This is a genomic window from Ruegeria sp. E8, from assembly GCF_056533985.1.
The window spans coordinates 52109-73452 of record NZ_JBQFOY010000016.1 but is presented as its reverse complement, the minus strand read 5'-3'; the positions used below and the strand labels follow the sequence as shown (position 1 = coordinate 73452).

At 61.2% G+C, this 21344-nt stretch carries 19 protein-coding genes, 1 tRNA gene and 1 riboswitch; of the genes, 16 read left to right on the top strand and 4 right to left on the bottom strand.

The features are described from left to right. Positions 1 to 4: 4 nt before the first annotated feature. Positions 5 to 1462, top strand: coding sequence for a cobyric acid synthase (locus tag ACR0LF_RS17970; protein WP_480573018.1), 1458 nt, complete (start codon positions 5 to 7; stop codon positions 1460 to 1462). Positions 1463 to 1465: 3 nt separating this feature from the next. On the opposite strand, the gene ACR0LF_RS17965 is transcribed toward ACR0LF_RS17970, so the two are convergent. The 3 genes from ACR0LF_RS17965 to ACR0LF_RS17955 form a co-directional block, all read right to left on the bottom strand. After that, on the bottom strand, positions 1466 to 2239 hold the full coding sequence (locus ACR0LF_RS17965; protein WP_480573015.1) for a hypothetical protein: 774 nt from the start codon (positions 2237 to 2239) through the stop codon (positions 1466 to 1468). 73 nt (positions 2240 to 2312) lie between these two features. Further along, positions 2313 to 3731, bottom strand: a complete 1419-nt coding sequence (locus ACR0LF_RS17960; RefSeq protein ID WP_480573012.1) for a TolC family outer membrane protein — start codon at positions 3729 to 3731, stop codon at positions 2313 to 2315. A gap of 95 nt (positions 3732 to 3826) precedes the next feature. Further along, positions 3827 to 4480: a protein-L-isoaspartate O-methyltransferase family protein gene (locus ACR0LF_RS17955; RefSeq protein WP_480573010.1), complete on the bottom strand. Its 654-nt coding sequence runs from the start codon at positions 4478 to 4480 to the stop codon at positions 3827 to 3829. 225 nt (positions 4481 to 4705) lie between these two features. On the opposite strand from ACR0LF_RS17955, the gene ACR0LF_RS17950 reads away from it, so the two are divergent. From ACR0LF_RS17950 to cobJ, 9 genes are all read left to right on the top strand, one after another. Then, a tRNA-Cys gene (locus ACR0LF_RS17950) sits at positions 4706 to 4779 on the top strand. A 328-nt stretch (positions 4780 to 5107) separates the two neighbouring features. After that, positions 5108 to 6964: an SLC13 family permease gene (locus ACR0LF_RS17945; RefSeq protein WP_480576095.1), complete on the top strand. Its 1857-nt coding sequence runs from the start codon at positions 5108 to 5110 to the stop codon at positions 6962 to 6964. Positions 6965 to 7166: 202 nt separating this feature from the next. Then, positions 7167 to 7372, top strand: a riboswitch (cobalamin riboswitch). Between the two features lie 84 nt (positions 7373 to 7456). Then, complete coding sequence (locus ACR0LF_RS17940) at positions 7457 to 7837, top strand: DUF1636 family protein (protein WP_480573007.1); 381 nt, start codon at positions 7457 to 7459, stop codon at positions 7835 to 7837. Continuing rightward, a complete protein-coding gene (cobW, locus tag ACR0LF_RS17935) occupies positions 7834 to 8889 on the top strand; it encodes a cobalamin biosynthesis protein CobW (RefSeq protein WP_480573004.1) in 1056 nt (351 codons plus the stop codon). The genes ACR0LF_RS17940 and cobW overlap by 4 nt, the downstream gene beginning before the upstream one ends. A gap of 3 nt (positions 8890 to 8892) precedes the next feature. Beyond that, the gene (cobN, locus tag ACR0LF_RS17930) at positions 8893 to 12186 is read left to right on the top strand and encodes a cobaltochelatase subunit CobN (RefSeq protein ID WP_480573001.1); all 3294 of its coding nucleotides are present in this window, start codon (positions 8893 to 8895) and stop codon (positions 12184 to 12186) included. Continuing rightward, positions 12183 to 13310, top strand: coding sequence for a cobalamin biosynthesis protein CobG (locus ACR0LF_RS17925; RefSeq protein WP_480572998.1), 1128 nt, complete (start codon positions 12183 to 12185; stop codon positions 13308 to 13310). Before cobN ends, ACR0LF_RS17925 begins: the two co-directional genes overlap by 4 nt. Then, positions 13310 to 13939 (top strand): precorrin-8X methylmutase, encoded by a 630-nt coding sequence (locus ACR0LF_RS17920; RefSeq protein WP_480572995.1) that lies wholly within the window; start codon positions 13310 to 13312, stop codon positions 13937 to 13939. The genes ACR0LF_RS17925 and ACR0LF_RS17920 overlap by 1 nt, the downstream gene beginning before the upstream one ends. After that, on the top strand, positions 13936 to 14664 hold the full coding sequence (locus ACR0LF_RS17915; RefSeq protein WP_480572992.1) for a precorrin-2 C(20)-methyltransferase: 729 nt from the start codon (positions 13936 to 13938) through the stop codon (positions 14662 to 14664). Before ACR0LF_RS17920 ends, ACR0LF_RS17915 begins: the two co-directional genes overlap by 4 nt. After that, positions 14661 to 15413, top strand: coding sequence for a precorrin-3B C(17)-methyltransferase (cobJ, locus tag ACR0LF_RS17910; RefSeq protein ID WP_480572989.1), 753 nt, complete (start codon positions 14661 to 14663; stop codon positions 15411 to 15413). The genes ACR0LF_RS17915 and cobJ overlap by 4 nt, the downstream gene beginning before the upstream one ends. Here the strand turns inward: cobJ and ACR0LF_RS17905 are convergent. Next, the gene (locus ACR0LF_RS17905) at positions 15386 to 16150 is read right to left on the bottom strand and encodes a cobalt-precorrin-6A reductase (RefSeq protein WP_480572986.1); all 765 of its coding nucleotides are present in this window, start codon (positions 16148 to 16150) and stop codon (positions 15386 to 15388) included. The two genes, cobJ and ACR0LF_RS17905, sit on opposite strands and share 28 nt — an antisense overlap. Here ACR0LF_RS17905 and cbiE point away from each other — a divergent pair. Genes cbiE through cobF form a run of 6 tightly spaced genes read left to right on the top strand, consistent with a single transcriptional unit; the run spans position 16149 to position 21274 of the window. Next, entirely contained in the window at positions 16149 to 17348 is a 1200-nt protein-coding gene (gene cbiE / locus ACR0LF_RS17900) for a precorrin-6y C5,15-methyltransferase (decarboxylating) subunit CbiE (protein WP_480572982.1), read from the top strand. The genes ACR0LF_RS17905 and cbiE overlap by 2 nt on opposite strands. After that, positions 17345 to 17713 (top strand): cobalamin biosynthesis protein, encoded by a 369-nt coding sequence (locus tag ACR0LF_RS17895; protein ID WP_480572979.1) that lies wholly within the window; start codon positions 17345 to 17347, stop codon positions 17711 to 17713. The genes cbiE and ACR0LF_RS17895 overlap by 4 nt, the downstream gene beginning before the upstream one ends. Further along, positions 17710 to 18504 (top strand): precorrin-4 C(11)-methyltransferase, encoded by a 795-nt coding sequence (gene cobM / locus ACR0LF_RS17890; protein ID WP_480572977.1) that lies wholly within the window; start codon positions 17710 to 17712, stop codon positions 18502 to 18504. The genes ACR0LF_RS17895 and cobM overlap by 4 nt, the downstream gene beginning before the upstream one ends. Beyond that, a complete protein-coding gene (locus ACR0LF_RS17885) occupies positions 18491 to 19813 on the top strand; it encodes a cobyrinic acid a,c-diamide synthase CobB (RefSeq protein ID WP_480572974.1) in 1323 nt (440 codons plus the stop codon). Before cobM ends, ACR0LF_RS17885 begins: the two co-directional genes overlap by 14 nt. Next, positions 19810 to 20538: a uroporphyrinogen-III C-methyltransferase gene (cobA, locus tag ACR0LF_RS17880; RefSeq protein ID WP_480572971.1), complete on the top strand. Its 729-nt coding sequence runs from the start codon at positions 19810 to 19812 to the stop codon at positions 20536 to 20538. Before ACR0LF_RS17885 ends, cobA begins: the two co-directional genes overlap by 4 nt. Further along, positions 20531 to 21274: a precorrin-6A synthase (deacetylating) gene (cobF, locus tag ACR0LF_RS17875; protein WP_480572968.1), complete on the top strand. Its 744-nt coding sequence runs from the start codon at positions 20531 to 20533 to the stop codon at positions 21272 to 21274. The genes cobA and cobF overlap by 8 nt, the downstream gene beginning before the upstream one ends. The last annotated feature ends 70 nt before the right edge of the window (positions 21275 to 21344 follow it).

Genomic DNA, 21344 nt, shown 5'->3' with positions numbered 1-21344 from the left:
CAACATGGTGCGCGCCATAATGATTCAAGGCACCGGCAGCAATGTCGGGAAATCGGTACTGGTGGCCGGGCTGGCGCGCGCCTTCACGCGGCGGGGTATGCGGGTTGCTCCGTTCAAACCGCAGAACATGTCAAACAACGCGGCCGTCACCGAAAACGGGGGCGAGATTGGCCGCGCGCAGGCGCTTCAGGCCCGGGCGGCAAAGCGGGCGACCCACACGGATATGAACCCTATTCTGCTGAAGCCTGAAACGGATACGGGTGCGCAGATCATCGTTCAAGGACAGCGCGCAGGCACGATGAAGGCCGGGGACTATCGCAAGGACAAGTCCAAACTGCTTGGGGCCGCGTTGGAAAGCTTTGACCGGCTCTGCGCCGATGCCGATCTGGTTCTGATCGAAGGCGCGGGCAGCCCGGCTGAAACCAATCTGCGCAAGGGTGACATCGCCAATATGGGATTTGCCTGCGCTGCAGATATTCCGGTTGTTCTGGTCGGAGATATTCACCGGGGTGGCGTGATTGCCCAGATCGTCGGCACTCAGGCAGTGCTGGACGAAGGCGATCTGGCGCAGATCAGGGGTTTTGCCGTCAATCGGTTCAAAGGGGATGTATCCCTGTTTGACGAAGGACGCGATGACATCGCCGCGCGCACCGGATGGCCTTGTCTGGGGGTCGTGCCCTGGTTTCACGACGCCTGGAAACTGCCCGCCGAGGATATGATGGACATCCGTTCCCATGCCGGCGGCGCGTGCAAGGTCGTGGTACCTCAGCTGGAGCGTATGGCCAATTTCGATGACCTCGACCCGTTGTCGGCTGAACCCGGCGTGAGCGTCGAAATCGTCCCTGCCGGACGACCACTTCCAGGTGATGCGGATCTGGTGTTGCTACCTGGCAGCAAATCCACCATCGGGGACCTGACTTATTTCCGGGCACAGGGCTGGGATATCGACCTCTATGCCCATGTTCGCCGGGGCGGGCATGTTCTGGGGCTGTGCGGCGGTTATCAGATGCTGGGCAAAACCATTTCCGATCCCGATGGTGTCGATGGCAGACCGGGCAAGGTTGACGGGTTGGGGTTGCTGGATGTCGATACCGTTATGGGCGGTCAGAAACAGGTCATTTTGCGCTCGGCCCATGCCCTGCCCGACCGAGAGCCGGTCAGCGGGTATGAAATCCACATGGGGCACACCGAAGGCCCGGACTGCGCCCGCGCCTGGCTGGAGGTTGAGGGCAAGCCAGAGGGTGCTGCCAGCGAAAATGGAAGGATCAAAGGCAGCTATCTACACGGCATCTTTTCGTCCGACGCGTTCCGGGCAGGCTATTTGTCAACACTGGGTGTGACTTCAGACATTGCCTACGAAGACGGCGTGGAAAAGGCGCTGAACGATCTGGCCGATCATCTGGAACGCCATATGGACCTTGACCTGCTGCTGAGCCTGGCGCGGCCACCAAAGCGCGGGTGAGATTTATTCCATCTCTTTCGCGGCAAGGGCGCGTGCGATTTCTCGCCGGACCATCTTGCGTACATTGCGCGTGATACGTTCGCCCATCGTGCCCTGCAACTCCTGTCGGACAACCTCTGCGATCAGGGTGCGCAACGCCTCCTCATCCATGTCGATCGTCGTGGCCCCTTCATCAGCCTCAACACCCGTCTCGGTTGTGATTGACTGAGAGGATCGGATGAATTCCGCCTGAATCGGTGCCTCATCAACCTGCTCAGGTTCGATTGCCTCTTTGATCGAGGCCGAATCCACGGACATGGCGGCGGCAAACTCTTCTTCGACATTCCATGGCAGGGACTGGGACGGTGTGCCAGAATATGCATCTTCGCTGTCACCATCCGGTTCCCATTGGTCTTCTGTTTGCGCAATGGCGGCTTCCAGTGCCTCGATCTTCGCGCTCAGGCTGGTCGCCGGATCGCCGGAAGACTTTGACGCTTCGTCCTCTGCCCCGGCATCGGCACCATTGGCAGGCTGGCCCGCTTGAACAATATCACACGCCCGCAACAGCATAGGTTTGGCCGCGGCAGCACTGTTAGAGGCCGACTCGGGATAGGTGGCAGCGCCATCTGCCTTGGCGGGTTTGCTGACACGCAAAGCATCGGTCAGAACCAATCGCCCCGGCTTGCGCGCCGCAGCGTGTTGATCTGAGACGGATTTACCGCGATTGTCTTCACTGACCAGACGTTTTACCGAAGACAGAACGTCTTCGATCCCTGCTTTGACGACATTATCAGACATTGTTCTCTACCGCTCTATCGTTGGGTTGAGTGTAGCCAAACAATCCCAACCCCACAACAGATAGTATTGCCGATCAATCCCGACGCAATGCTTTGAGGACGCGATCCAGATTCTTGCTCTGCTTGCTGACCCGTGCCGGAGCTTTCTTGACCAGATTGTAGTACAGTGTCGGGTCATAGATTTGCACGGCCAGCCCCAAACGTTCTGCCGTCAGAAGACCTTGTGCCTGCAACAGCTGGTAAGCTGCACGGGACCGTTCTGTACGCGAAGCCACTTCGGCCAGCTGCGCGTCCAGCAGGTCTTGCTGGGCGTTCAGAACATCCAACGTTGTCCGGGCCCCCAATGTCGCTTCTTCACGGATACCATCGAAAGCAACCTGAGATGCGCGAACCCGCTCGGTTGATGCCCTCAGGCTGGCGCTGGCCGCCTGATATGCGGCATAGCGGTCGGTGACGCCCTGCGTGATGTCCTTCTGTGTGTTCAGAAGGTTGGCGCGCGATGCGTCCCGGGTTGCCATTGCCCGCCGAACACTTGCGGCCAGTCGACCACCCGCATAGATCGGTTGTGTAAAGTTCAGCGACACGGCAGCGTTGTTCACGTTGTCATCGTTGTCGAACCGTTCCGTGACGCCTGCGTTCGCGTTCAGGCTGACATTTGGCCCAAGGTTAGCCCGTTGCTGCTCCACGATCAGGTCAAATGCGCGAACCTGATGTTGCGCTGACAGAATCGCGGGATGGTTGCGTTGTGCCAGACTGACCGCCTCGGCCTCGCTCCGCGGCAGATTGGGAAGGCTCGGCTGACCCGCCGTACGCCCCGGTGCCTTACCGACCGCATTTACGTACTCGGCTTGCGCAATGCTCAATTGACCACGCGCGACGGCAAGATCCGCCTGCGAACTGGCCAATTGCGCCTCGGACAAAGCGACGTCTGTACGTGTCACCTCACCAACTTCGAAGCGATCGTTCGATGCACGAAGTTCCTCGGCGGAAACGTCCACGTTGTTCTGCCGGATTGCCACGGTCTCTTCCTGCAGCAAAACGCCCAAATATGCATTCGCCGCTCGGATCAGAACCTGTTGTTCAATGTCGAGCAAGGTTTGCCGAGTCGACAAGACAGTTTCCTGTGCCGATTGCTTACCGAGAATCGAAGCGCCGCCGTCATACAGCAATTGGCTGAGCGTAAGACCGGTGAAAAACTGGGTAGGATCGTTCGTCACGACCACGTTATTGGTCCGTGTGCGATTGTAGTTCTCGCTGATTTGCACGGTCCAGTTGACGATTGGGCGCAAGGCCGCAAGCGCGATTGCCACGTCTTCATCCGCTGCCCGCAACAACGCCCGGTTCTGCTCCAGCAGGCCGCTTGTGTTGTACGCGCCGATGAAGGCGTCCGTTATGTTATCAGCCCACGCGGCTCGCCCTGGCAATACGCTCATGGCAAGTCCTGCGGTCACTGCGAATGCCCTGACCAGCTTACCTGTCGCCGAATCACGCATACCGAAATCCTCTCAAATCAAAATTACACTGCCCTGCAAGCAGTTTGCGGCCTTCTTTTCAACTAATCAAGGCAACACAGTAATCTATCAGCGGACTATAGCGAAAATACACACTCGGCGGAAAAACTCTCTAATTTCGGTGCACTGGCGTTGAATACATCCCGCCAGCTGACACGGCCACCGGACTTTCGGCCAATCCGCACGGTACCAAGATTGCCTTCGACAAACAGGCAAGCGATCCGGCCGTGTTCTTTTAGCTGATCCAGCAGAACCTCGGGCACCTGCTCAACACCGCCCTGCACCATAATCGCGTCATAGGGGCCATGCTCGGCCACGCCCTGCTCCAACGGACCAACGTGGATGATGGCATTGTCGACATCGGCTTCGGCAAGAAGGCTCTGCGCTTCGGCTGCCAGAGCTTCGTCGCTTTCCACCCCTACAACCAACTGCGCCATGCGCGCGGCAACGGCGGTAGAATAGCCCATCGCCGGAGCGATATCGAGAACCATCTCATCGTTCGAAATATTCAGAGCATCCAATATCTTGGCCAGTGTCCGGGGCTCGAGCATACTGCGCCCGTCACCCAGATCGATCACACTGTCCACATATGCGGCTTCACGCTGCGCGTCCGGCACAAAGTTCTCGCGCGGGACGCTCAGCATCGCTTCGATGATAGGGAATTTGGTGACATCCGAGGGTCGGATCTGCGTATCAACCATCGTGCGGCGCCGGGCTGCGAAATCTGTCATTGGATCTCTCGTCTCATTCCCAAAGTTAACCGGCTTGTGCCATATCCTGAACCGCCCAGCAACGTCCGTGTTGCCGCAATCTGATCGCGCATTTGCGTTTGCGTTCGTGGGTTCCGGCAAATTTCGATCTTGTCACCAAAATTGCACTCAATCCACTGGACGCCCCTGAGGAAAGCTGTTAAAACCCCATGCACACCACAGCAAGTATTTGATTTTACTTGAAAAGGCGAGTTGGCGGAGTGGTGACGCAGCGGATTGCAAATCCGTGTACACCGGTTCGATTCCGGTACTCGCCTCCAAACCTCACAGAGACACGCATACACAAAATACCCGCAAAGCCCAAAGCCTCGGCGCAAAGTGGTGCCGCGCGACCTGTTTCAGCGTCTTTTTGCTGTTTGACATTTCAATTTCAGCTTTCTTCGCGCATCGCAGCTATGGCTTCACTCCGACCGGATCGAAAAACGACCCGCCATCCTGCACTGCGTCGGATGCCGTCAATCGAGAAATTTTGTGTCTTAAATTCAGCCGAAAACGAAACTTCATGACAACATGGGCGTGATGATTTAGGAGTTAATCAAAGAAAAAAGTTCTGGACGTAATGTGGAGCACATAGCCTTTACCTTCGAGATGGGGGTCGTTTGCGGCCTTCTGGCTTTCACCGTTTTTCTGTTCGTATCCGAGATCGTCAGAATCGACCTCTCTGCCATTTTGGTATTGGTTCTCATTGGATTGCTCAGCTACACGCCAGGTCTTGAAAACCTTGCGAATGTCCCGCGTCTGTTCGACGGGTTCGCATCCAACGCCGTCATTTCAATCATAGCGGTCATGATCGTCGGTGCGGGTCTGGACAAGACGGGTATCATGAACAAGGTGGCCGCTGTCATTCTCAAGTACGGCGGTAAATCCGAAGGCAGGGTTGTGCCGATCATCTCTGGAACGGTCGGCGTCATTTCTTCGTTCATGCAGAATGTCGGTGCCGCCGCTTTGTTCCTGCCCGTTGTCAGCCGTATTTCTTCACGGTCAGGTATTCCCCTTTCGCGCTTGCTGATGCCGATGGGATTCTGCGCCATTTTGGGCGGCACCATGACAATGGTCGGTTCATCGCCTCTTATCCTGCTCAATGATCTGATCCTGACGGCCAATGATGGATTGCCGGACTCGCAGAAAATGCAGCCCTTTGGGTTGTTCTCGGTGACACCGATCGGGGCCGTTCTGATCCTGACGGGGATTGGTTACTTTCTGCTGTTGGGCCGATGGGTTTTGCCCCAGGCCGAGGAAGACGACAACACAGGTACTGGTCAAGGGACGCAGGAATACCTGCAACGGGTCTATGGCCTCAAGGCGGATGTGTTTGAGGTCGTGGTGCCGGAAGACAGCCCGCTGGTTGGCCAGATTCTGGCCGATATCAACCATGAAAACCATCTCTACATCATCTCGACATTCTATCGCGGCAAAACCTCGATGGTTCAGGTTCTGACGGCGGAAATCGCCGCACCCTGCCGGTTGGCCATTGTCGGACGACGTTGGGAGGTCGAGGTGTTTGCGAAGAAATTCGGCCTGACCGTACTTCCTGATCTGGATATTTTTGTCGAAGAGTTCGCTCCCACAAACGCAGGCGTTGCCGAAGTTGTCGTCACCCCGGACAGCAAACTGATCGGCAAATGCCCGCGCGAGCTTCTGTTCCGCAAGACCTATGGCATGTCGCTGCTGGCCATTCACCGGGGCGAAGAGACGCTCAGCCATGTCGAGACCGACGATCACGAGTCCACTCAGATCGGGCTCGAGAAATTCCATGCCGGTGACATGCTTGTGGCGCATACCAGATGGGACAACCTGATGCGGATCAAGCGCGATCCGGATTTCGTGGTTGTGACAACGGACTTCCCTCAGGATGAGTTGAGGCCGCAGAAGGTCGGCTGGGCGCTGGCATTTTTCGCCATTTCGCTGTCCTTAATCCTGTTTACGGATGTCCGGCTTTCGCTGTGTCTGCTGACCGGAGCGGCGGGCATGATGCTGACCCGTGTGCTCAGCGTGGATGAGGCATACCGCGCTGTCGGATGGAACACCGTTTTCCTGCTCGCCTGCCTCATACCATTGGGACAAGCCGTGCAGAATACAGGCACAGCCGCGTGGATTGCCCAGCAGATCCTGTTAATTCTGGATGGCTGGCCGCTATGGTCGCTGCAAACTGGCATCGCCATTCTGGCGACAGCGTTTTCACTGGTTATGTCGAATGTCGGCGCCACGGTCCTGCTTGTTCCGCTGGCGGTATCGATTGCAGTTGCGGCTGGCGGAAACCCGGCTGTCTTTGCATTGACGGTCGCCATCTCTACCTCGAACAGTTTCATTATCCCGACCCATCAGGTGAACGCACTGATCATGGGTCCGGCAGGTTACAAGGTGATGGATTTCGTACGTTCCGGCGGAGTTATGACGGCGTTGTTCCTTGTCGTCTCACTGGTCATGATCAACGTCCTGTATTAGCGCGGCAAGATCGTGAATTTCCGGAGGTTTGGTGAGGGTTGGCTGTCGTAATGGCACATCACCACCCAAGGACGTGGCTTTTCGCTGATCCGTCTCAGGTAGCATCCCAGCAAAACATGCCGCCCATCGACATCCACAGGTCGCTTTCCATCCCTCCGCAACATTGTTACGAGCGACTCGCTTGACAAGCGGGCCAGCAGTGCCGCATGACCCTTCCGTTGGTGTCGGCGACAGCCGATGAAAAGGGAATGCGTAGACGGGTTTTCCGCGAAACGCAGCCGCCCCCGCGACCGTGACCGGAGAGGGTGCCCAATGCCACTGGCCAAGTGCCGGGAAGGCGGGACATCCGGCAGAGGAACTCCTCTGACATCCGCAAGCCGGGAGACCTGCCAACGCCCGAAGTTGAAACCGGACGGGGTGTTCCGGTGTCGGGTCAAGATCGACCCGCATGAAACCCCGTCCCCCGAAAAAGGATTTGGGGGGATGAGAGACATGACCGACACCGCTCCGGTCGAGCTGCTGGTTTGCACCACTTGCCGTCGTGGCCTGCCCATCGAAGATGATGCGCAGCGGCCCGGCACGTTGCTTCACAAAGCGCTCGAGCAAGCGGACCTGCCCGAGGGCATCACCCTGAAAGCCGTGGAATGCCTGTCGAATTGCAACGAGGGCTGCTCCATCGTGCTCCGCGGAGGGCCGGAACGCTGGACCTTCGTCTACGAACATCTCAACGAAACCGATCATGTCGAAACCATCGTGGAAGGTGCAACCAAGTACCTCGCGACCGAGGATGGTCTCGTCAAATGGCGTGAACGCCCCGAACATTTCCGCAAAAACTGTGCAGCCCGCATTCCCCCGATTGGAGCCTTGAAATGAGCAATCTGGAAAAACTCCCCGTCACTGTGATCACCGGCTTTCTGGGCTCGGGCAAGACCACGCTGGTCAAGCACCTGATGCAGAACCCACAGGGCAAGCGTCTGGCCGTGGTCGTCAATGAATTCGGCGATGTCGGCGTCGATGGCGATATCCTGAAATCCTGTGCCATCCCCGATTGCCCGGCGGAAAACATCATGGAACTGGCCAATGGCTGCATCTGCTGCACCGTAGCCGATGATTTCATCCCCACCATCGAAGCCCTGATGGCGCTGGAACCGCGCCCTGATCACATACTTATCGAAACCTCCGGTCTGGCACTGCCCAAACCGCTGCTGAAAGCGTTCGACTGGCCCGATATCCGCTCGAAAATCACCGTGGACGGTGTAATCGCGCTGGCCGATGCCGAGGCTGTTGCTGCGGGTCGGTTCGCCCCGAACGTTGAGGCGGTGGATGCTCAACGCATGGCCGATGACTCGATCGACCACGAAACGCCTCTGTCCGAGGTGTTCGAGGATCAGATCTCCTGCGCCGACATCATCCTGTTGACCAAGCCCGATCTGGCAGGCCCGGAAGGCGTGGCGAAGGCAAAAGAGATCATCGCCGCCGAGGCCCCTCGCCCGCTGCCAGTGGTCGAAGTGGCCGAAGGCGCCGTGGATGTACGCGTTGTGCTGGGTCTGGAAGCCGCCGCCGAGGATGACATGGACGCCCGTCCTAGCCATCACGACGGCCATCACGACCACGAGCATGACGATTTCGAAAGCATCATCGTCGAGTTGCCGGAGCAGACCGACCCGGCCCAACTGGTCGCCAATATCGAACGTCTGGCCAATGAACTGAACATCCTACGCGTCAAAGGCTATGCCGCCGTACAGGGCAAGCCTATGCGCCTGCTGGTTCAGGCCGTCGGCGCCCGGGTGCGTCACCAGTATGACCGCCCGTGGGATCCTGGCGAGGAACGCCGCTCGCGTCTGGTTGTGATCGCCGAGCATGACGACATCAAAGAGGCTGCGATCCGCGATATCCTCGTGGGCGTGACCGAGGCTGCCGAGTAAACCATGCACGTCGTCTTCCGCGAAAGCCACGGGTTAGAAGAAACTGAAACCCCAACCGATCTGGGCCAGAGCCCGGCGGATTTGGTGGTGCTGTCCTTTTCGGACAGCGACCTTGGCGCATTCGCGGCGGGCTGGCATCGCGGTGGCGGGCCGGATGGCCGGATGCCGACGATGCGGCTGGCGAACCTGACGGCGCTGAAACACCCCCTGTCCGTCGACACCTATGTCGAGCAGACGCTTGAGGGGGCAAAAGGCATCCTGATCCGTCTGATCGGCGGCGTGCCGTATTGGTCCTACGGCTTGCAGCAGGTTCTTTCGCTGGCGCAGGCAAAGGGCATCGCCTTAGCCGTCCTGCCTGCCGACGGTCGCGAAGATACGCGGCTGGACGACTACTCCACCCTGCCTGTCTCAACCCTGCGGCGGTTGGCGCATCTGTGCGATACCGGCGGAGAAGTTGCCGCGCAAGCCGCGCTTGCTCAGATGGCTTTGGCCGCGGGGCTTTACGCAGGTCCCGTGATGGGCTCCAAGACGATCCCCGAATGCGGCGCATGGTGCCCGGATCGCGGCGTGATCCCGGTGGACAAGTCGTTCACGGATGACGCCAAACGCATCCTCGTTACCTTCTACCGCGCCTATCTGACCTCTGCGGACACGGCCCCGGTCGCCGCACTGATCCACAGCCTCCGCGCGCGGGGTTTCGAGGCCGTGGGTCTATTCGCACCATCGCTAAAAGCCCCGACCGCCGCCGAGTGGCTGCGCGAAAACATCACGGCACTGCAGCCGTCGGCCATCATCAACGCCACCTCATTCTCGGGCAAAGGCGCGTCTGGCACCTCACCTCTGGACGTGGCCAATGTGCCGGTGTTTCAGGTCGCGCTGTCAACTGCGCGCCGCAAGGCGTGGGACGAGGCCGAACGGGGCCTCTCACCGGCCGACCTCGCCATGCATGTGGTGCTGCCCGAGGTGGACGGACGGATATCGGCAGGCATCGCCTCGTTCAAGGAACCGGGCAAGCGCGATCCACATCTGGAATACTCCCGCTTTGCCCACCGGGCCGAACCGGAACGGATCGAAGCCATCATTGATCGCGTCACCGGTTGGCTGAACCTGCGCGACAAGCCGAAGGCGGATCAGGTTCCGGCGCTTGTGCTGTCGACCTATCCCGGCAAAGATTGGCAGATGGCCCATGCCGTTGGCCTCGACGCGTTGGCCTCAGCCGAGGCGATGCTGGCTGACCTGCAGGGTGAAGGTTATGACACTGCGCCAGCGGAACCGATTGCCGAAACGCTGCTGAATGCTCGGATTTTGTGGCCTCTCAAGGGCTATCTGACAGCGCTTGCCGAGTTGCCGGAATCACTGCACGACGATCTCGAAACCGTATGGGGCGAACCCAAAGACGACCCCGCCTTTTCCGAAGGTGCATTCCACTTCACCGCGCTGCGGCGTGGAAAGGCACTGGTCGCGCTGCAACCGGAACGCGGCACGCCTGAACTGCGCGACGACGACTATCACGACCTGTCACGTACCCCACGCCACAGCTACGTCGCCTTTTATCTGTGGTTGCGCAAAAGCCTCGGTGTAGACGCGCTGATCCATATTGGCGCGCACGGCACATTAGAGTGGCTGCCCGGCAAGTCAGTCGCTCTGTCCGGCGATTGCTGGCCCGAAGTTCTGATCCGAGATCTGCCGGTGATCTATCCCTTCATCGTCAACGACCCCGGCGAGGCCGCACAGGCCAAACGTCGGATTGGAGCGGTGACGTTGGGCCATATCCCCCCGCCGATGAAGGAAAGCGGCACGCCGGATCGCATGGTGCGGCTGGAATCGCTGCTGGACGAGTTCTCGAACGCCGACGGGTTGGATCCCAAGCGCCGCGACCGCTTGCAAGAGGACATCCGGGATGAGGCGCAGGCGATTGGGTTGGAAAGCGATCTTGGCCTTGATCAAGCCACCTGCACCGCCGAGGCGATCACCCGCATCGACCGTTTCGTCTGCGACATCAAGGAAAGCCAGTTTGGTGACGGCTTGCACATCTTTGGCCGAGTGCCCGAAGTGGCGGCCAATTTCGATGCCGCGCCCTCGGCCCACTCGGAATGCGCCGCCCTGATCGACGCGCTGGCTGGTAAACGGATCGAGGCCGGGCCTTCGGGTTCGCCCTATCGCGGGCGGTCGGACGTGCTGCCCACCGGGAGGAACCTTTATACTACCGACCCGCGCTCGGTGCCGACCCGTGCGGCTTATGCGCAAGGCGTCAAACTAGCCGAAGAACTGGTGCGACGGCATCTGCAGGAAGAAGGCGATTATCCCAAGGGGTTGATCGTCGACTTGTGGGGGTCGGCTACCATGCGCACCGCCGGGGAAGAATTTGCCATGGCACTGCATCTGCTGGGCGTCAAGCCGGTCTGGGACAAAGGGTCAGAGCGGGTCTCGGGCATCGAAGTGCTGCCGATCACCGACCTCAGCCGCCCGCGGCTGGACGTGACTTTGCGGGTCTCGGGCCTGTTCCGGGACGTGTTTCCGACCCTTTCGGCCTTGTACGGGCAAGCAGTAAAGGCGCTGTCGGACCGCGATGAAGCCCTCGACTGGAACCCCTATGCCGGTCAGCCCCCTGCCGCGCGGGTCTTTGGCCCCGCCCCAGGCAGCTATGGCCTGAACATGACGCATCTGTCAGAGACCTATACGGATGAGGCGCGCGAACAGGCCGGGCAAGCCTGGCTTGATGCCAGCTCATTTGCGCTGGAAGGCGAGCATATTGCGCAGGACAAGGACGGCATCGCCCAGCGCGTGGCCAATGCCGACAGTTTCGTGCACCTTCAGGACCTGACCGAGACTGACCTGCTGCTGGCCAACGACTATGCCACGCATGAGGCCGGGTTTGCCGCCGCCAAGAATATCACCGGCGGCACTGCGCAGCTTTATCATCTGGACAACACCAACCCGGAAAACCCACGCGCCCGCACCCTGCCCGAAGAGATCAGCCGCGTCGTCCACGCCCGCGCCGCCAATCCGGGCTGGATTGCAGGGATGCAGCGGCACGGCTTCCGGGGCGCTGCAGAGATCGCGGCGACGCTTGACCACTTGGCGTCCTTCGCGCATCTGTCCGGCACGGTCGCACCGCATCTGTTCGACCTCTATCACGATGCCACGCTGGGCGACGAAAAGGTGGATACCTTTCTGCAGGAAGCCAACCCGCAGGCGCATCAGGCTATGCAGGATCGATTCCGCGCTTTGCTGGATGCGGGGCTTTGGAACACAAGACGCAATTCGATCCGGGCCGATCTGGAGGGTCTGGGATGAGCGCCCCCATCGTACAGGGCTGGTGCCCCGGCGCGCATCGTCCGATGATGTCGGGCGACGGGCTGGTTGTGCGGGTACGGCCCCGGCTGGCGAGGCTGAGCGCCGCGCAGGCATTGGGCCTGTGCGAACTGGCCGAACGGTTCGGCAATGGCACCATCGACCTGACCAACCGCGCCAATCTGCAATTGCGGGGCGTGAAAGAGGCCGATCATCAACCCTTGTTGGCGGAACTCGCCGTGCTGAACCTGCTGGACGCAGAACCCGGCATCGAAGTCCGGCGCAACGTTCTGGTCTCACCGCTCCATCAGGCTGGTGACATGACCGCGCGGCTGACGCAAGAATTGATCGACCGGTTAGGAGATCTGCCCGCCCTGCCCGCTAAATTCGGTTTTGCCATCGATACCGGCCCTGAGCGTTTGTTGGCGGCGGATTCGGCGGATATCCGGCTGGAAACCAGCCCTGACGGCCTCATCCTGCGCGCTGATGGAGCGCAGACAGGTCTTCGTGTGGCCGAGGCCAACGCAATTGATCAACTTATCGCGCTAGCGAACTGGTTTTCTGAGAACTTCACGCCTAGGACTCGCCGCATGGCACGGGTGGTTGCGACGCTCGGTTTGCCGCAGGAATGGCAGGGCAACATGCCCGGCCCCGTCGGCACCCCGCTTCAGCCCGGACCCTGCGATCTGGGCGCACTGTATGGCGCGGCCTTCGGGCAGTTACCTGCACGAGGGCTAGCCGATCTGATCGAAAGCAGCGGTGCCTCGGCCCTGCGGGTTACCCCCTGGCGGCTGATATTGCTGGAAGGCGGGGCGGCGATACCCGCCCCGGCCTTTGTCACCGACGGCACCGATCCGCTTATGACCACCGACGCCTGCCCCGGCGCACCGTTCTGCCCACAGGCGCAAGCCGAGACCCGGGAGATTGCCCGCGCTTTGGCACCGCGCGTTCCCGGCAGCCTGCATGTTTCGGGCTGCTCAAAGGGATGTGCCCGAATGAGCCCGGCCGATGTCACTTTGGTGGGCCTGAACGGTCGATTTGATCTTGTCAAACAGGGCCGCGCGGGGGATGAGCCCTGCCAACGCGGGCTCGACCCGGAAACACTCATGACCATGGACTTCACCTGATGCCCTATGAATACGAAACCGACGGCGCGGCGATCTACAAGGAAAGCTTTGCCACCATCCGGTCCGAAGCCGATCTGGCCCGTTTCAACGCCGACGAGGAACAGGTCGCCGTCCGCATGATCCACGCCGCCGGGATGGTCGGGCTGGAAGAGTTCGTGCATTTTTCGCCGGGCTTCGTCGCGACCGCCCGCACCGCGCTGGAAAACGGCGCGCCGATCCTGTGCGACGCGCGCATGGTCAGCGAAGGTGTGACCCGTTTCCGCCTTCCCGCCGATAACGAGGTGATTTGCACCCTGCATGACGAGCGCGTGCGCCCGCTGGCCGCCGAGATGAGCAACACCCGCTCTGCCGCCGCACTGGAGCTGTGGCGTCCGCATCTGGAAGGCGCGCTGGTCGCCATCGGCAACGCCCCCACCGCCCTGTTCCACCTGTTGAACATGCTGGAAAACCCCGACTGCCCGCGCCCCGCCGCCATCATCGGCTGCCCGGTCGGCTTCGTCGGCGCGGTCGAATCCAAGGACGCCCTTTGGGAGGCTCAGCCGGTGCCGTCCTGTATCGTCAAAGGCCGTCTGGGCGGCAGCGCCATCACCGTCGCCGCCGTCAACGCCATCGCGAGCCGTGCCGAATGAGCGCGGGAAAGATATATGGCGTGGGCCTCGGCCCCGGCGACCCGGACCTGATGAGCGTCCGGGCCGACCGATTGCTGCGCAATGCACGTCACGTGGCGTTCTTCCGCAAACCGGGCCGCAGCGGTCAGGCACGCAAGATCGTCAACGGTATGATCCCCAGGGACGCAGTTGAGTTTCCGATGGAGTATCCCGTCACCACGGAAATCCCACTGACCGATCCGCGTTATAACGAGCTGCTCTCGGACTTTTACAAGAACTGTGCTGCGCATCTGAAGGCGCTGTCGGATCAGGGCGAAGACGTTGTGGTCCTGTGCGAAGGCGACCCGTTCTTCTACGGCTCATTCATGCACCTTTACAGCCGGTTGCGGGATGAGGCCGAAGTCGAGGTCGTGCCTGCCATAACCGGCATGTCCGGTGCCTGGACGGCCACCGGCGACCCGATCACATGGGGTGACGACGTGCTGACCGTTCTGGTCGGCACCCTTCCCGAAGACGATCTGGCGCATCGAATGTCACAGACAGACGCTCTGGTCGTGATGAAAATCGGACGCAATATCGACAAGGTGAAACGGGCGCTGAAAACGGCCGGGCTGTATGATCGCGCGTGGATCGTCGAATTCGCGCAAATGCCCAACCAGCGCGTCTGCAAACTGTCCGAAAACTGCGACGGAATAACCCCTTATTTCTCGATCATCATCGTGCACGGTCAGGGACGGCGGCCATGAGTGGCTGGGTCAAGATCGCGGGCCTCGGGCCTGGGGACGAAGCACTCGTGACACCCGAGGTGACCGCCGCGCTGACTGAGGCCACGGATGTGGTCGGCTACATCCCCTATGTCGCTCGTGTCGCCGAGCGCGAAGGGTTGACGTTGCACGCCAGTGACAACCGGGTGGAGATCGACCGTTCGCAACATGCGTTGCAGATGGCGGCCGAAGGGAAACGCGTGGTCGTCGTATCCTCGGGCGATCCGGGCGTGTTTGCGATGGCGGCTGCGGTGTTCGAAGCGCTGGAAAATGGCCCCTTGGAATGGCGCGATATTCAGATCGACGTGCTGCCGGGGATCACCGCGATGCTGGCGGCCTCGGCACGGGCCGGGGCACCTATGGGGCATGATTTCTGCGCCATCAACCTCAGCGACAACCTCAAGCCGTGGTCTCTGATCGAAAAGCGTCTGCGGCTGGCGGCGCAGGCCGATTTCTCGATGGCCTTCTACAATCCACGCTCGAAATCTCGCCCGGAAGGGTTTGTAAAAACTCTGGAAATCCTGCGTGAAGAATGCGAGCCCGAGCGCCTGATCCTGTTCGCCCGCGCGGTGTCACGCGAAGATGAGGCGATCCGCATTTCGACACTGGCCGAGGCCACGCCCGAGATGGCGGACATGCAGACCGTGGTCATCGTCGGCTCGTCCCGCACCCGTGTGATCGAACGCGATGGCACCCCGATCGTCTACACCCCGAGGTTCACCCCCGAATGAGCCAGCCAGTCCAGAACCTGTGCGACATTCGAAAGCTCGGTCCGCTGCGGCAGCACCGGGCGGTCGATCATCAGCACCGGCAGGCCCAGCGCCCGCGCCGCGTCCAGCTTGGCGCGCGCACCGGTGCCGCCCGCGTTCTTGGACACAATCAACTGCGTTCCGTGACGCTGCATCAGCGCGCGATCATCCTCTTCGGCAAAGGGCCCTCGGGCCACAACGACATCGGCATTGGGCAGCGGCAGATTATCGGGTTCATCCACCAGCCGCAGCAGGTAATGATGCTGGGGCTGGGCGGCAAAGTCCTCAAGATGCATTCGGCCAACCGCCAGAAATACCCGCTGCGCCGCGCCGGACAGAGCCGCGACCGCAGCGGCGATGTCCGGAACATGACGCCAGTTGTCGCCGGGCTGCGGGCTCCAGGCCGGGCGGGTCAGCGCAGTCAGTGGGGTGCTCGTGATGCGACAGGCCTCGATCGCGTTCCGGCTCATCTGCGTGGCAAAGGGATGAGTCGCATCGATCACGTGACTGATCCGGTTTTCACGGATATAAGCGGCCAGCCCCTCGGGGCCGCCAAAACCGCCAACCCGCACGGGCAAGGGCTGCGGGCGCGGTTTGTCGACGCGGCCGGCATAGGAATAGGTCGCGGGAATCCCTTTCTCGGCCAAGCCTTTGGCCAGCGCATTGGCCTCAGTCGTACCGCCCAAAACAAGCAGGTTGGGGATCGGGGGGTGTGTCATGCATGAAGCTCCATGGCTAACCGTTCTGGGCCTGGGCGAAGATGGACTGGATGGCCTGTCGTCGGCAAGCCGTCAAGTGCTGGACCGTGCCGAAATCATCATGGGCCCGCCGCGCCACCTGTCCTTGATCCCCGAAACATCCGCGCAGCGAGTTGAATGGCCTGTGCCCTTTACCGATGGCCTGCCGATCCTGACCGGGTTTAGGGGGCGACCCACTGTCGTTCTGGCCTCGGGCGATCCGTTCTGGTTCGGTGCTGGTTCGGTCATCGCGCGCAATTTCGACGCCGGGGAATGGACCGCCCTGCCCGGCCAATCGACCTTTTCGCTGGCGGCAGCCCGGTTGGGTTGGCCGCTGGAAAACACCCTGACTTTCGGACTGCACGCAGCCCCACTGACACGGCTGCGCCCCCATCTGGCCCCAGGGCTGCATGCCATCCTATTGTTGCGCAACGGGGCTGCCGTGGCGGAACTGGCGACCTATCTGACCGAAACCGGGTTTGCTGACACGCGCCTGCACGTTATGGAAGCACTCGGCGGCCCTCGCGAACGCGCGCGCATCGTGTCTTTGACCGAGGCATTGCTGGGCGGGTTCGATCACCCGGTCTGCGTCGGTCTGGAAGTTGCGGGAGAGGGACGCGCCTTTCCCAAAGCTTCGGGCAAACCGGATGAGATTTTTGAAACCGATGGCCAAATCACCAAACGCCCGATCCGGGCGCTGACCCTGTCGGCGTTGGCCCCCCAGCGTGGCGAACACCTTTGGGATATCGGCGGTGGAACCGGATCGATCAGCATCGAATGGCTGATGTGCGATCCGACCCTGACCGCGACCACGATCGAACCCCGCGCGGATCGCGCCGAGCGGATTCGCCGCAATGCCAATACGTTGGGGCAGGATCGGCTGCACGTTGTGCACGGAACCGCACCGGACGCGCTGACCGGCCTTACCCCGCCCGATGTGGTTTTCATCGGTGGTGGGCTAAGCACCGATTTGCTGGTGTGGCTGCGCGACGCTTTGCCCGCTGGCACCCGGCTGGTGGCCAATGCGGTGACGCTGGAAAGCGAGGCGCTGCTGGCCCAATGGCACGAAAAACTGGGGGGCGAGCTGTTGCGGATTGAGCTGGCACAGGCCTCTGCCCTCGGCCCCCGTCGCGGCTGGAAATCCGCCTATCCGGTGGTGCAGTGGAGCGTCACCCTATGATCGTCGCTGGCCTTGGATTTTCTTCGGCGGCCACCGTCGACAGCCTGCGCGCTGCCTTTGACGGGGCCAGCGTCGGGCAGACCGTGAACGCGCTGGCCACTGTTGCCGACAAGGAAGGCCATGACGCGCTTGCAGAGTTTGCTGCAACCACTGCCCTGCCGCTGTATTTCATTGCGCCGGACGATCTGCCCGGGCAGCGCACTCTCACCTGCTCGCCCCGCAGCCGCGCCACCTATGGCACCGGTAGCGTTGCCGAAGCATCCGCCCTTGCCGCCGCCGGACACGGCGCGCGGCTGATCTCACCCAGACATATCTCGGACGACCGGCTGGCGACCTGCGCCATAGCCATCGGAGGACAATCATGACCGTTCATTTCATCGGCGCCGGACCAGGCGCTGCCGACCTTCTGACCCTGCGCGGCCGCTACATCATCGCGTCCTGCCCGGTGTGCCTGTATGCCGGGTCGCTGGTGCCTGAAGAAATCCTGAGCCACTGCCCCGAGGGCGCAAAGATCATCAACACCGCGCCGATGGACCTGGATCAGATCATGGCCGAGATCGAATCCGCGCACAAAGCCGGTCAGGACGTGGCCCGTTTGCATTCCGGTGACCTGTCGGTCTGGTCGGCGATGGGCGAGCAGATTCGGCGGCTGAAAGAGATGGGCATCCCGGTCAGCGTGACGCCCGGTGTGCCGTCCTTTGCCGCCGCAGCAGCGTCGCTGGGCACCGAGCTGACCCTGCCCGGACTCGCGCAATCTGTGGTCCTGACCCGGACACCGGGCCGCGCGTCGTCGATGCCCGAGGGCGAAACGCTGGAGAACTTCGCCCGCACCGGTGCGACTCTGGCCATTCACCTGTCCATCGGCAATCTGGACAATGTGATCGCCGACCTGACCCCGGCCTATGGAGCTGATTGCCCGGTTGCTGTGGTCTATCGTGCCAGCTGGCCGGACGAACGGATCATTCGTGCAACTCTGGAAACCCTGAAGGAATCGCTGGACGAAAGCATCTCGCGCACTGCCCTGATCATGGTGGGTCCTGCTCTGGCAGGTGAGGGTTTTGACGAAAGCTGCCTGTATTCCAAGGATTACGACCGCCGCTATCGCCCACAAAGCGCCGAAAGCCCGTGGTCGAGCTGGAGCCATGGTGATGACTAATCCTCCGGGCGTTTTGATCTCGGCCCCGTCGTCGGGAACCGGAAAAACCACTGTCATGCTGGGGCTGTTGCGGGCACTGGCCGAGGATGGACTGACGGTGCAACCGTTCAAGAGCGGACCTGACTATATCGACCCGGCTTTTCACCGGGCGGCGGCGGGGCGGTCCTCGTTCAATCTTGACAGCTGGGCGATGGGCGAACCGCTTCTCGGCGCGATTTCGTCGCAGGCCGAAGGTGCGGATATCGTTGTGGCCGAAGGCTCGATGGGTCTGTTCGACGGCGTGGCAAAACCCGGAGAACTGGGCCATGGCTCCAGCGCCGAGACCGCTGCACGGATGGGCTGGCCGGTCGTGTTGGTGCTGGATGTGGGCGGTCAGGCACAATCGGCGGCGGCCACGGCGCTGGGCTTCAAGATGTACAACCCAGACCTGCCTTTTGCCGGGGTGATCCTGAACCGCTGCGCCAGCCCTCGTCACGAACGCCTGACCCGATTGGGGATGGAGCGCGCAGGCCTGCCGGTTTTGGGTGTGTTGCCGCGCCGTGGTGACCTGACCCTGCCCGAACGCCATCTGGGTTTGATTCAGGCCGTCGAGCACCCTGACTTGGAAAGCGCAATTGTGGGTTATGCCGCGTTTCTGCGCGAGCATGTGGAACTTGAAGCGATCAAGCGGGCGGCTTCCTCAGGCCCGCAAGGGCCATCGTCAGCCGCGCTGCCGCGTCCTCCGGCTCAGCGGATCGCACTGGCCCGCGATGCGGCTTTTTCCTTTACCTACCCGCATTTGCTGGAAGGTTGGCGAACGGCTGGGGCCGAGATTTTGCCCTTCTCGCCATTGGCTGATGAAGCACCGGCGGCGGATGCCGATCTGGTCTGGCTGCCCGGCGGTTATCCGGAACTGCACGCCGGGACTCTGGCGGCTGCGAACACGTTCCTCGCTGGTCTGCGCAAACATGCAGAGACAAAGCCGGTGCATGGGGAATGCGGTGGGTATATGGCGCTTGGTCAGGCCCTGATCGACAAGGATGGCGTGCGGCATGAAATGGCTGGTTTGCTGGGGCTGGTGACATCTTACCAGAAACGCAAATTCAATCTGGGCTATCGCAAAGCTGAACTTCTGGCTCCGATGCCGGGATTCGCCGAAGGCACGGCCTTGCGCGGGCATGAGTTCCACTATTCTTCGATTGTGGACCAACCCGACGCCCCTCTGGCCCGTGTGTTTGACGCGGAAGGCGCGGAAGGACCTCAGACAGGCTCCGTGCGCGGCAACGTCACCGGCACATTCTTTCACCTGATCGCAGAGGCCTCGGCATGAGCGGCTTTGTCTCTTTCATCGGTTCGGGCCCCGGAGACCCGGAATTGCTGACGCTGAAAGCCGTGGACCGGATGCAAAAGGCCGACGCGGTGCTGTTTGACGACCTCAGCAGTGGCCCGATTCTGGGCCACGCCAGAGAGGACGCCGATCTGGTAGGTGTCGGCAAACGGGCCGGACGCCCCTCGCCCAAGCAGGACCATGTCAGCCGGTTGCTGGTGGATTATGCCAGGACCGGCCAGCACGTCGTACGGTTGAAATCCGGGGATGGCGGCATGTTCGGGCGCCTGGAAGAAGAGCTTGTTGCTTTGCGTGACGCTGGTATTGAATATGAGATCATTCCCGGCATCCCTTCCGCCGTTGCAGCGGCGGCAGCGGCCGGTATCCCGCTGACACGCCGCCTGACCGCGCGGCGGGTCCAGTTTGTTACCGGCCATGATGTCAGTGGTGAATTGCCGGACGATCTGAACCTGGCGGCGTTGGCCGACGCGCAAGCCACTACCGTTGTTTTCATGGGCAAACGCACGTTTCCTTTGTTGGTCGAGGCACTTAACGCCCATGGCCTGCCACTGGATACGCCCGCTCTGATGGCCGAATCCGTTTCAACCCCGGATCAGAAACTGCAACGTGCCACCATAGGCGCGCTGGCGGAACAGTTGAAATCCGAGATCGGCAAGGCTCCGGCCCTGATCCTGTACGGCCCGCTGGCGGAGTTCGAAGATGATTGATCTGAGCCTGATCGGTATTGGCACCGGCAACCCCGATCACGTGACCTTTCAGGGGGCGCAGGCGATCCGGGCCGCGGATCTGATCCTGATCCCGCGAAAGGGAGAGAACAAGGCTGATCTGGCCGGGTTGCGCGAGGAGATCATTGCGCAAGTGGCCGAATCTCAGCCACAGATCGCCTATTTCGACATTCCCCAACGCCGTGCCGATGATGGCTACCTGCGCGGGGTCGACGAGTGGCATGACGCCATTGCACTGCGTTGGCAGGAGGCGATGGACGCGCACCCAGAAGCGCAGCACGTAGCGCTGCTGATTTGGGGGGACCCATCGCTTTACGACAGTTCGCTACGCATTGCGGCGCGGCTGGACCCGCAACCAAAAACGAATGTGATCCCCGGCATTACCGCCTTGCAGGCCTTGACCGCGGCCCACGCGATTCCGATCAACGATCTGGGTGCGCCCTATGTCGTGACCACCGGGCGCCGTATCCGGGATGAGGGGTGGCCAGAAGTCGCCTCGAAAGTCGCCGTTATGTTAGACGGGGAATGCTCGTTCCAATCCCTTGAAATGGCAAGTTATAACATCTGGTGGGGTGCCTATGTGGGCATGAAAGAGGAACTGCTGATCAGCGGCCCTCTGGATCAGGTCGCTCAGCAGATTCTGGACACACGCGCCCGGGCGCGTGCCGATCATGGCTGGATCATGGATATCTACCTGCTGAAGAAGCGCGCTGGATAACCACGGCCCCTGAACACGGGTTTGTGAGTGCGCGATAGGGCCGAGTCTGGCACACAGGTCTCAGTAAGAT

What these genes read in the sequence shown, in the direction of transcription:
- cobA (WP_480572971.1), top strand. Translation starts at nt 19,810, where the DNA reads ATGAGCGGCTTTGTCTCTTTCATCGGTTCGGGCCCCGGAGACCCGGAA.
- cobJ (WP_480572989.1), top strand. Translation starts at nt 14,661, where the DNA reads ATGAGTGGCTGGGTCAAGATCGCGGGCCTCGGGCCTGGGGACGAAGCA.
- ACR0LF_RS17920 (WP_480572995.1), top strand. Translation starts at nt 13,310, where the DNA reads ATGCCCTATGAATACGAAACCGACGGCGCGGCGATCTACAAGGAAAGC.
- cbiE (WP_480572982.1), top strand. Translation starts at nt 16,149, where the DNA reads ATGCATGAAGCTCCATGGCTAACCGTTCTGGGCCTGGGCGAAGATGGA.
- cobN (WP_480573001.1), top strand. Translation starts at nt 8,893, where the DNA reads ATGCACGTCGTCTTCCGCGAAAGCCACGGGTTAGAAGAAACTGAAACC.
- ACR0LF_RS17885 (WP_480572974.1), top strand. Translation starts at nt 18,491, where the DNA reads ATGGTGATGACTAATCCTCCGGGCGTTTTGATCTCGGCCCCGTCGTCG.
- ACR0LF_RS17905 (WP_480572986.1), bottom strand. Translation starts at nt 16,150, where the DNA reads ATGACACACCCCCCGATCCCCAACCTGCTTGTTTTGGGCGGTACGACT.
- ACR0LF_RS17945 (WP_480576095.1), top strand. Translation starts at nt 5,108, where the DNA reads ATGGGGGTCGTTTGCGGCCTTCTGGCTTTCACCGTTTTTCTGTTCGTA.
- ACR0LF_RS17960 (WP_480573012.1), bottom strand. Translation starts at nt 3,731, where the DNA reads ATGCGTGATTCGGCGACAGGTAAGCTGGTCAGGGCATTCGCAGTGACC.
- ACR0LF_RS17940 (WP_480573007.1), top strand. Translation starts at nt 7,457, where the DNA reads ATGACCGACACCGCTCCGGTCGAGCTGCTGGTTTGCACCACTTGCCGT.
- ACR0LF_RS17955 (WP_480573010.1), bottom strand. Translation starts at nt 4,480, where the DNA reads ATGACAGATTTCGCAGCCCGGCGCCGCACGATGGTTGATACGCAGATC.
- cobM (WP_480572977.1), top strand. Translation starts at nt 17,710, where the DNA reads ATGACCGTTCATTTCATCGGCGCCGGACCAGGCGCTGCCGACCTTCTG.
- cobW (WP_480573004.1), top strand. Translation starts at nt 7,834, where the DNA reads ATGAGCAATCTGGAAAAACTCCCCGTCACTGTGATCACCGGCTTTCTG.
- ACR0LF_RS17895 (WP_480572979.1), top strand. Translation starts at nt 17,345, where the DNA reads ATGATCGTCGCTGGCCTTGGATTTTCTTCGGCGGCCACCGTCGACAGC.
- ACR0LF_RS17915 (WP_480572992.1), top strand. Translation starts at nt 13,936, where the DNA reads ATGAGCGCGGGAAAGATATATGGCGTGGGCCTCGGCCCCGGCGACCCG.
- ACR0LF_RS17970 (WP_480573018.1), top strand. Translation starts at nt 5, where the DNA reads ATGGTGCGCGCCATAATGATTCAAGGCACCGGCAGCAATGTCGGGAAA.
- cobF (WP_480572968.1), top strand. Translation starts at nt 20,531, where the DNA reads ATGATTGATCTGAGCCTGATCGGTATTGGCACCGGCAACCCCGATCAC.
- ACR0LF_RS17925 (WP_480572998.1), top strand. Translation starts at nt 12,183, where the DNA reads ATGAGCGCCCCCATCGTACAGGGCTGGTGCCCCGGCGCGCATCGTCCG.
- ACR0LF_RS17965 (WP_480573015.1), bottom strand. Translation starts at nt 2,239, where the DNA reads ATGTCTGATAATGTCGTCAAAGCAGGGATCGAAGACGTTCTGTCTTCG.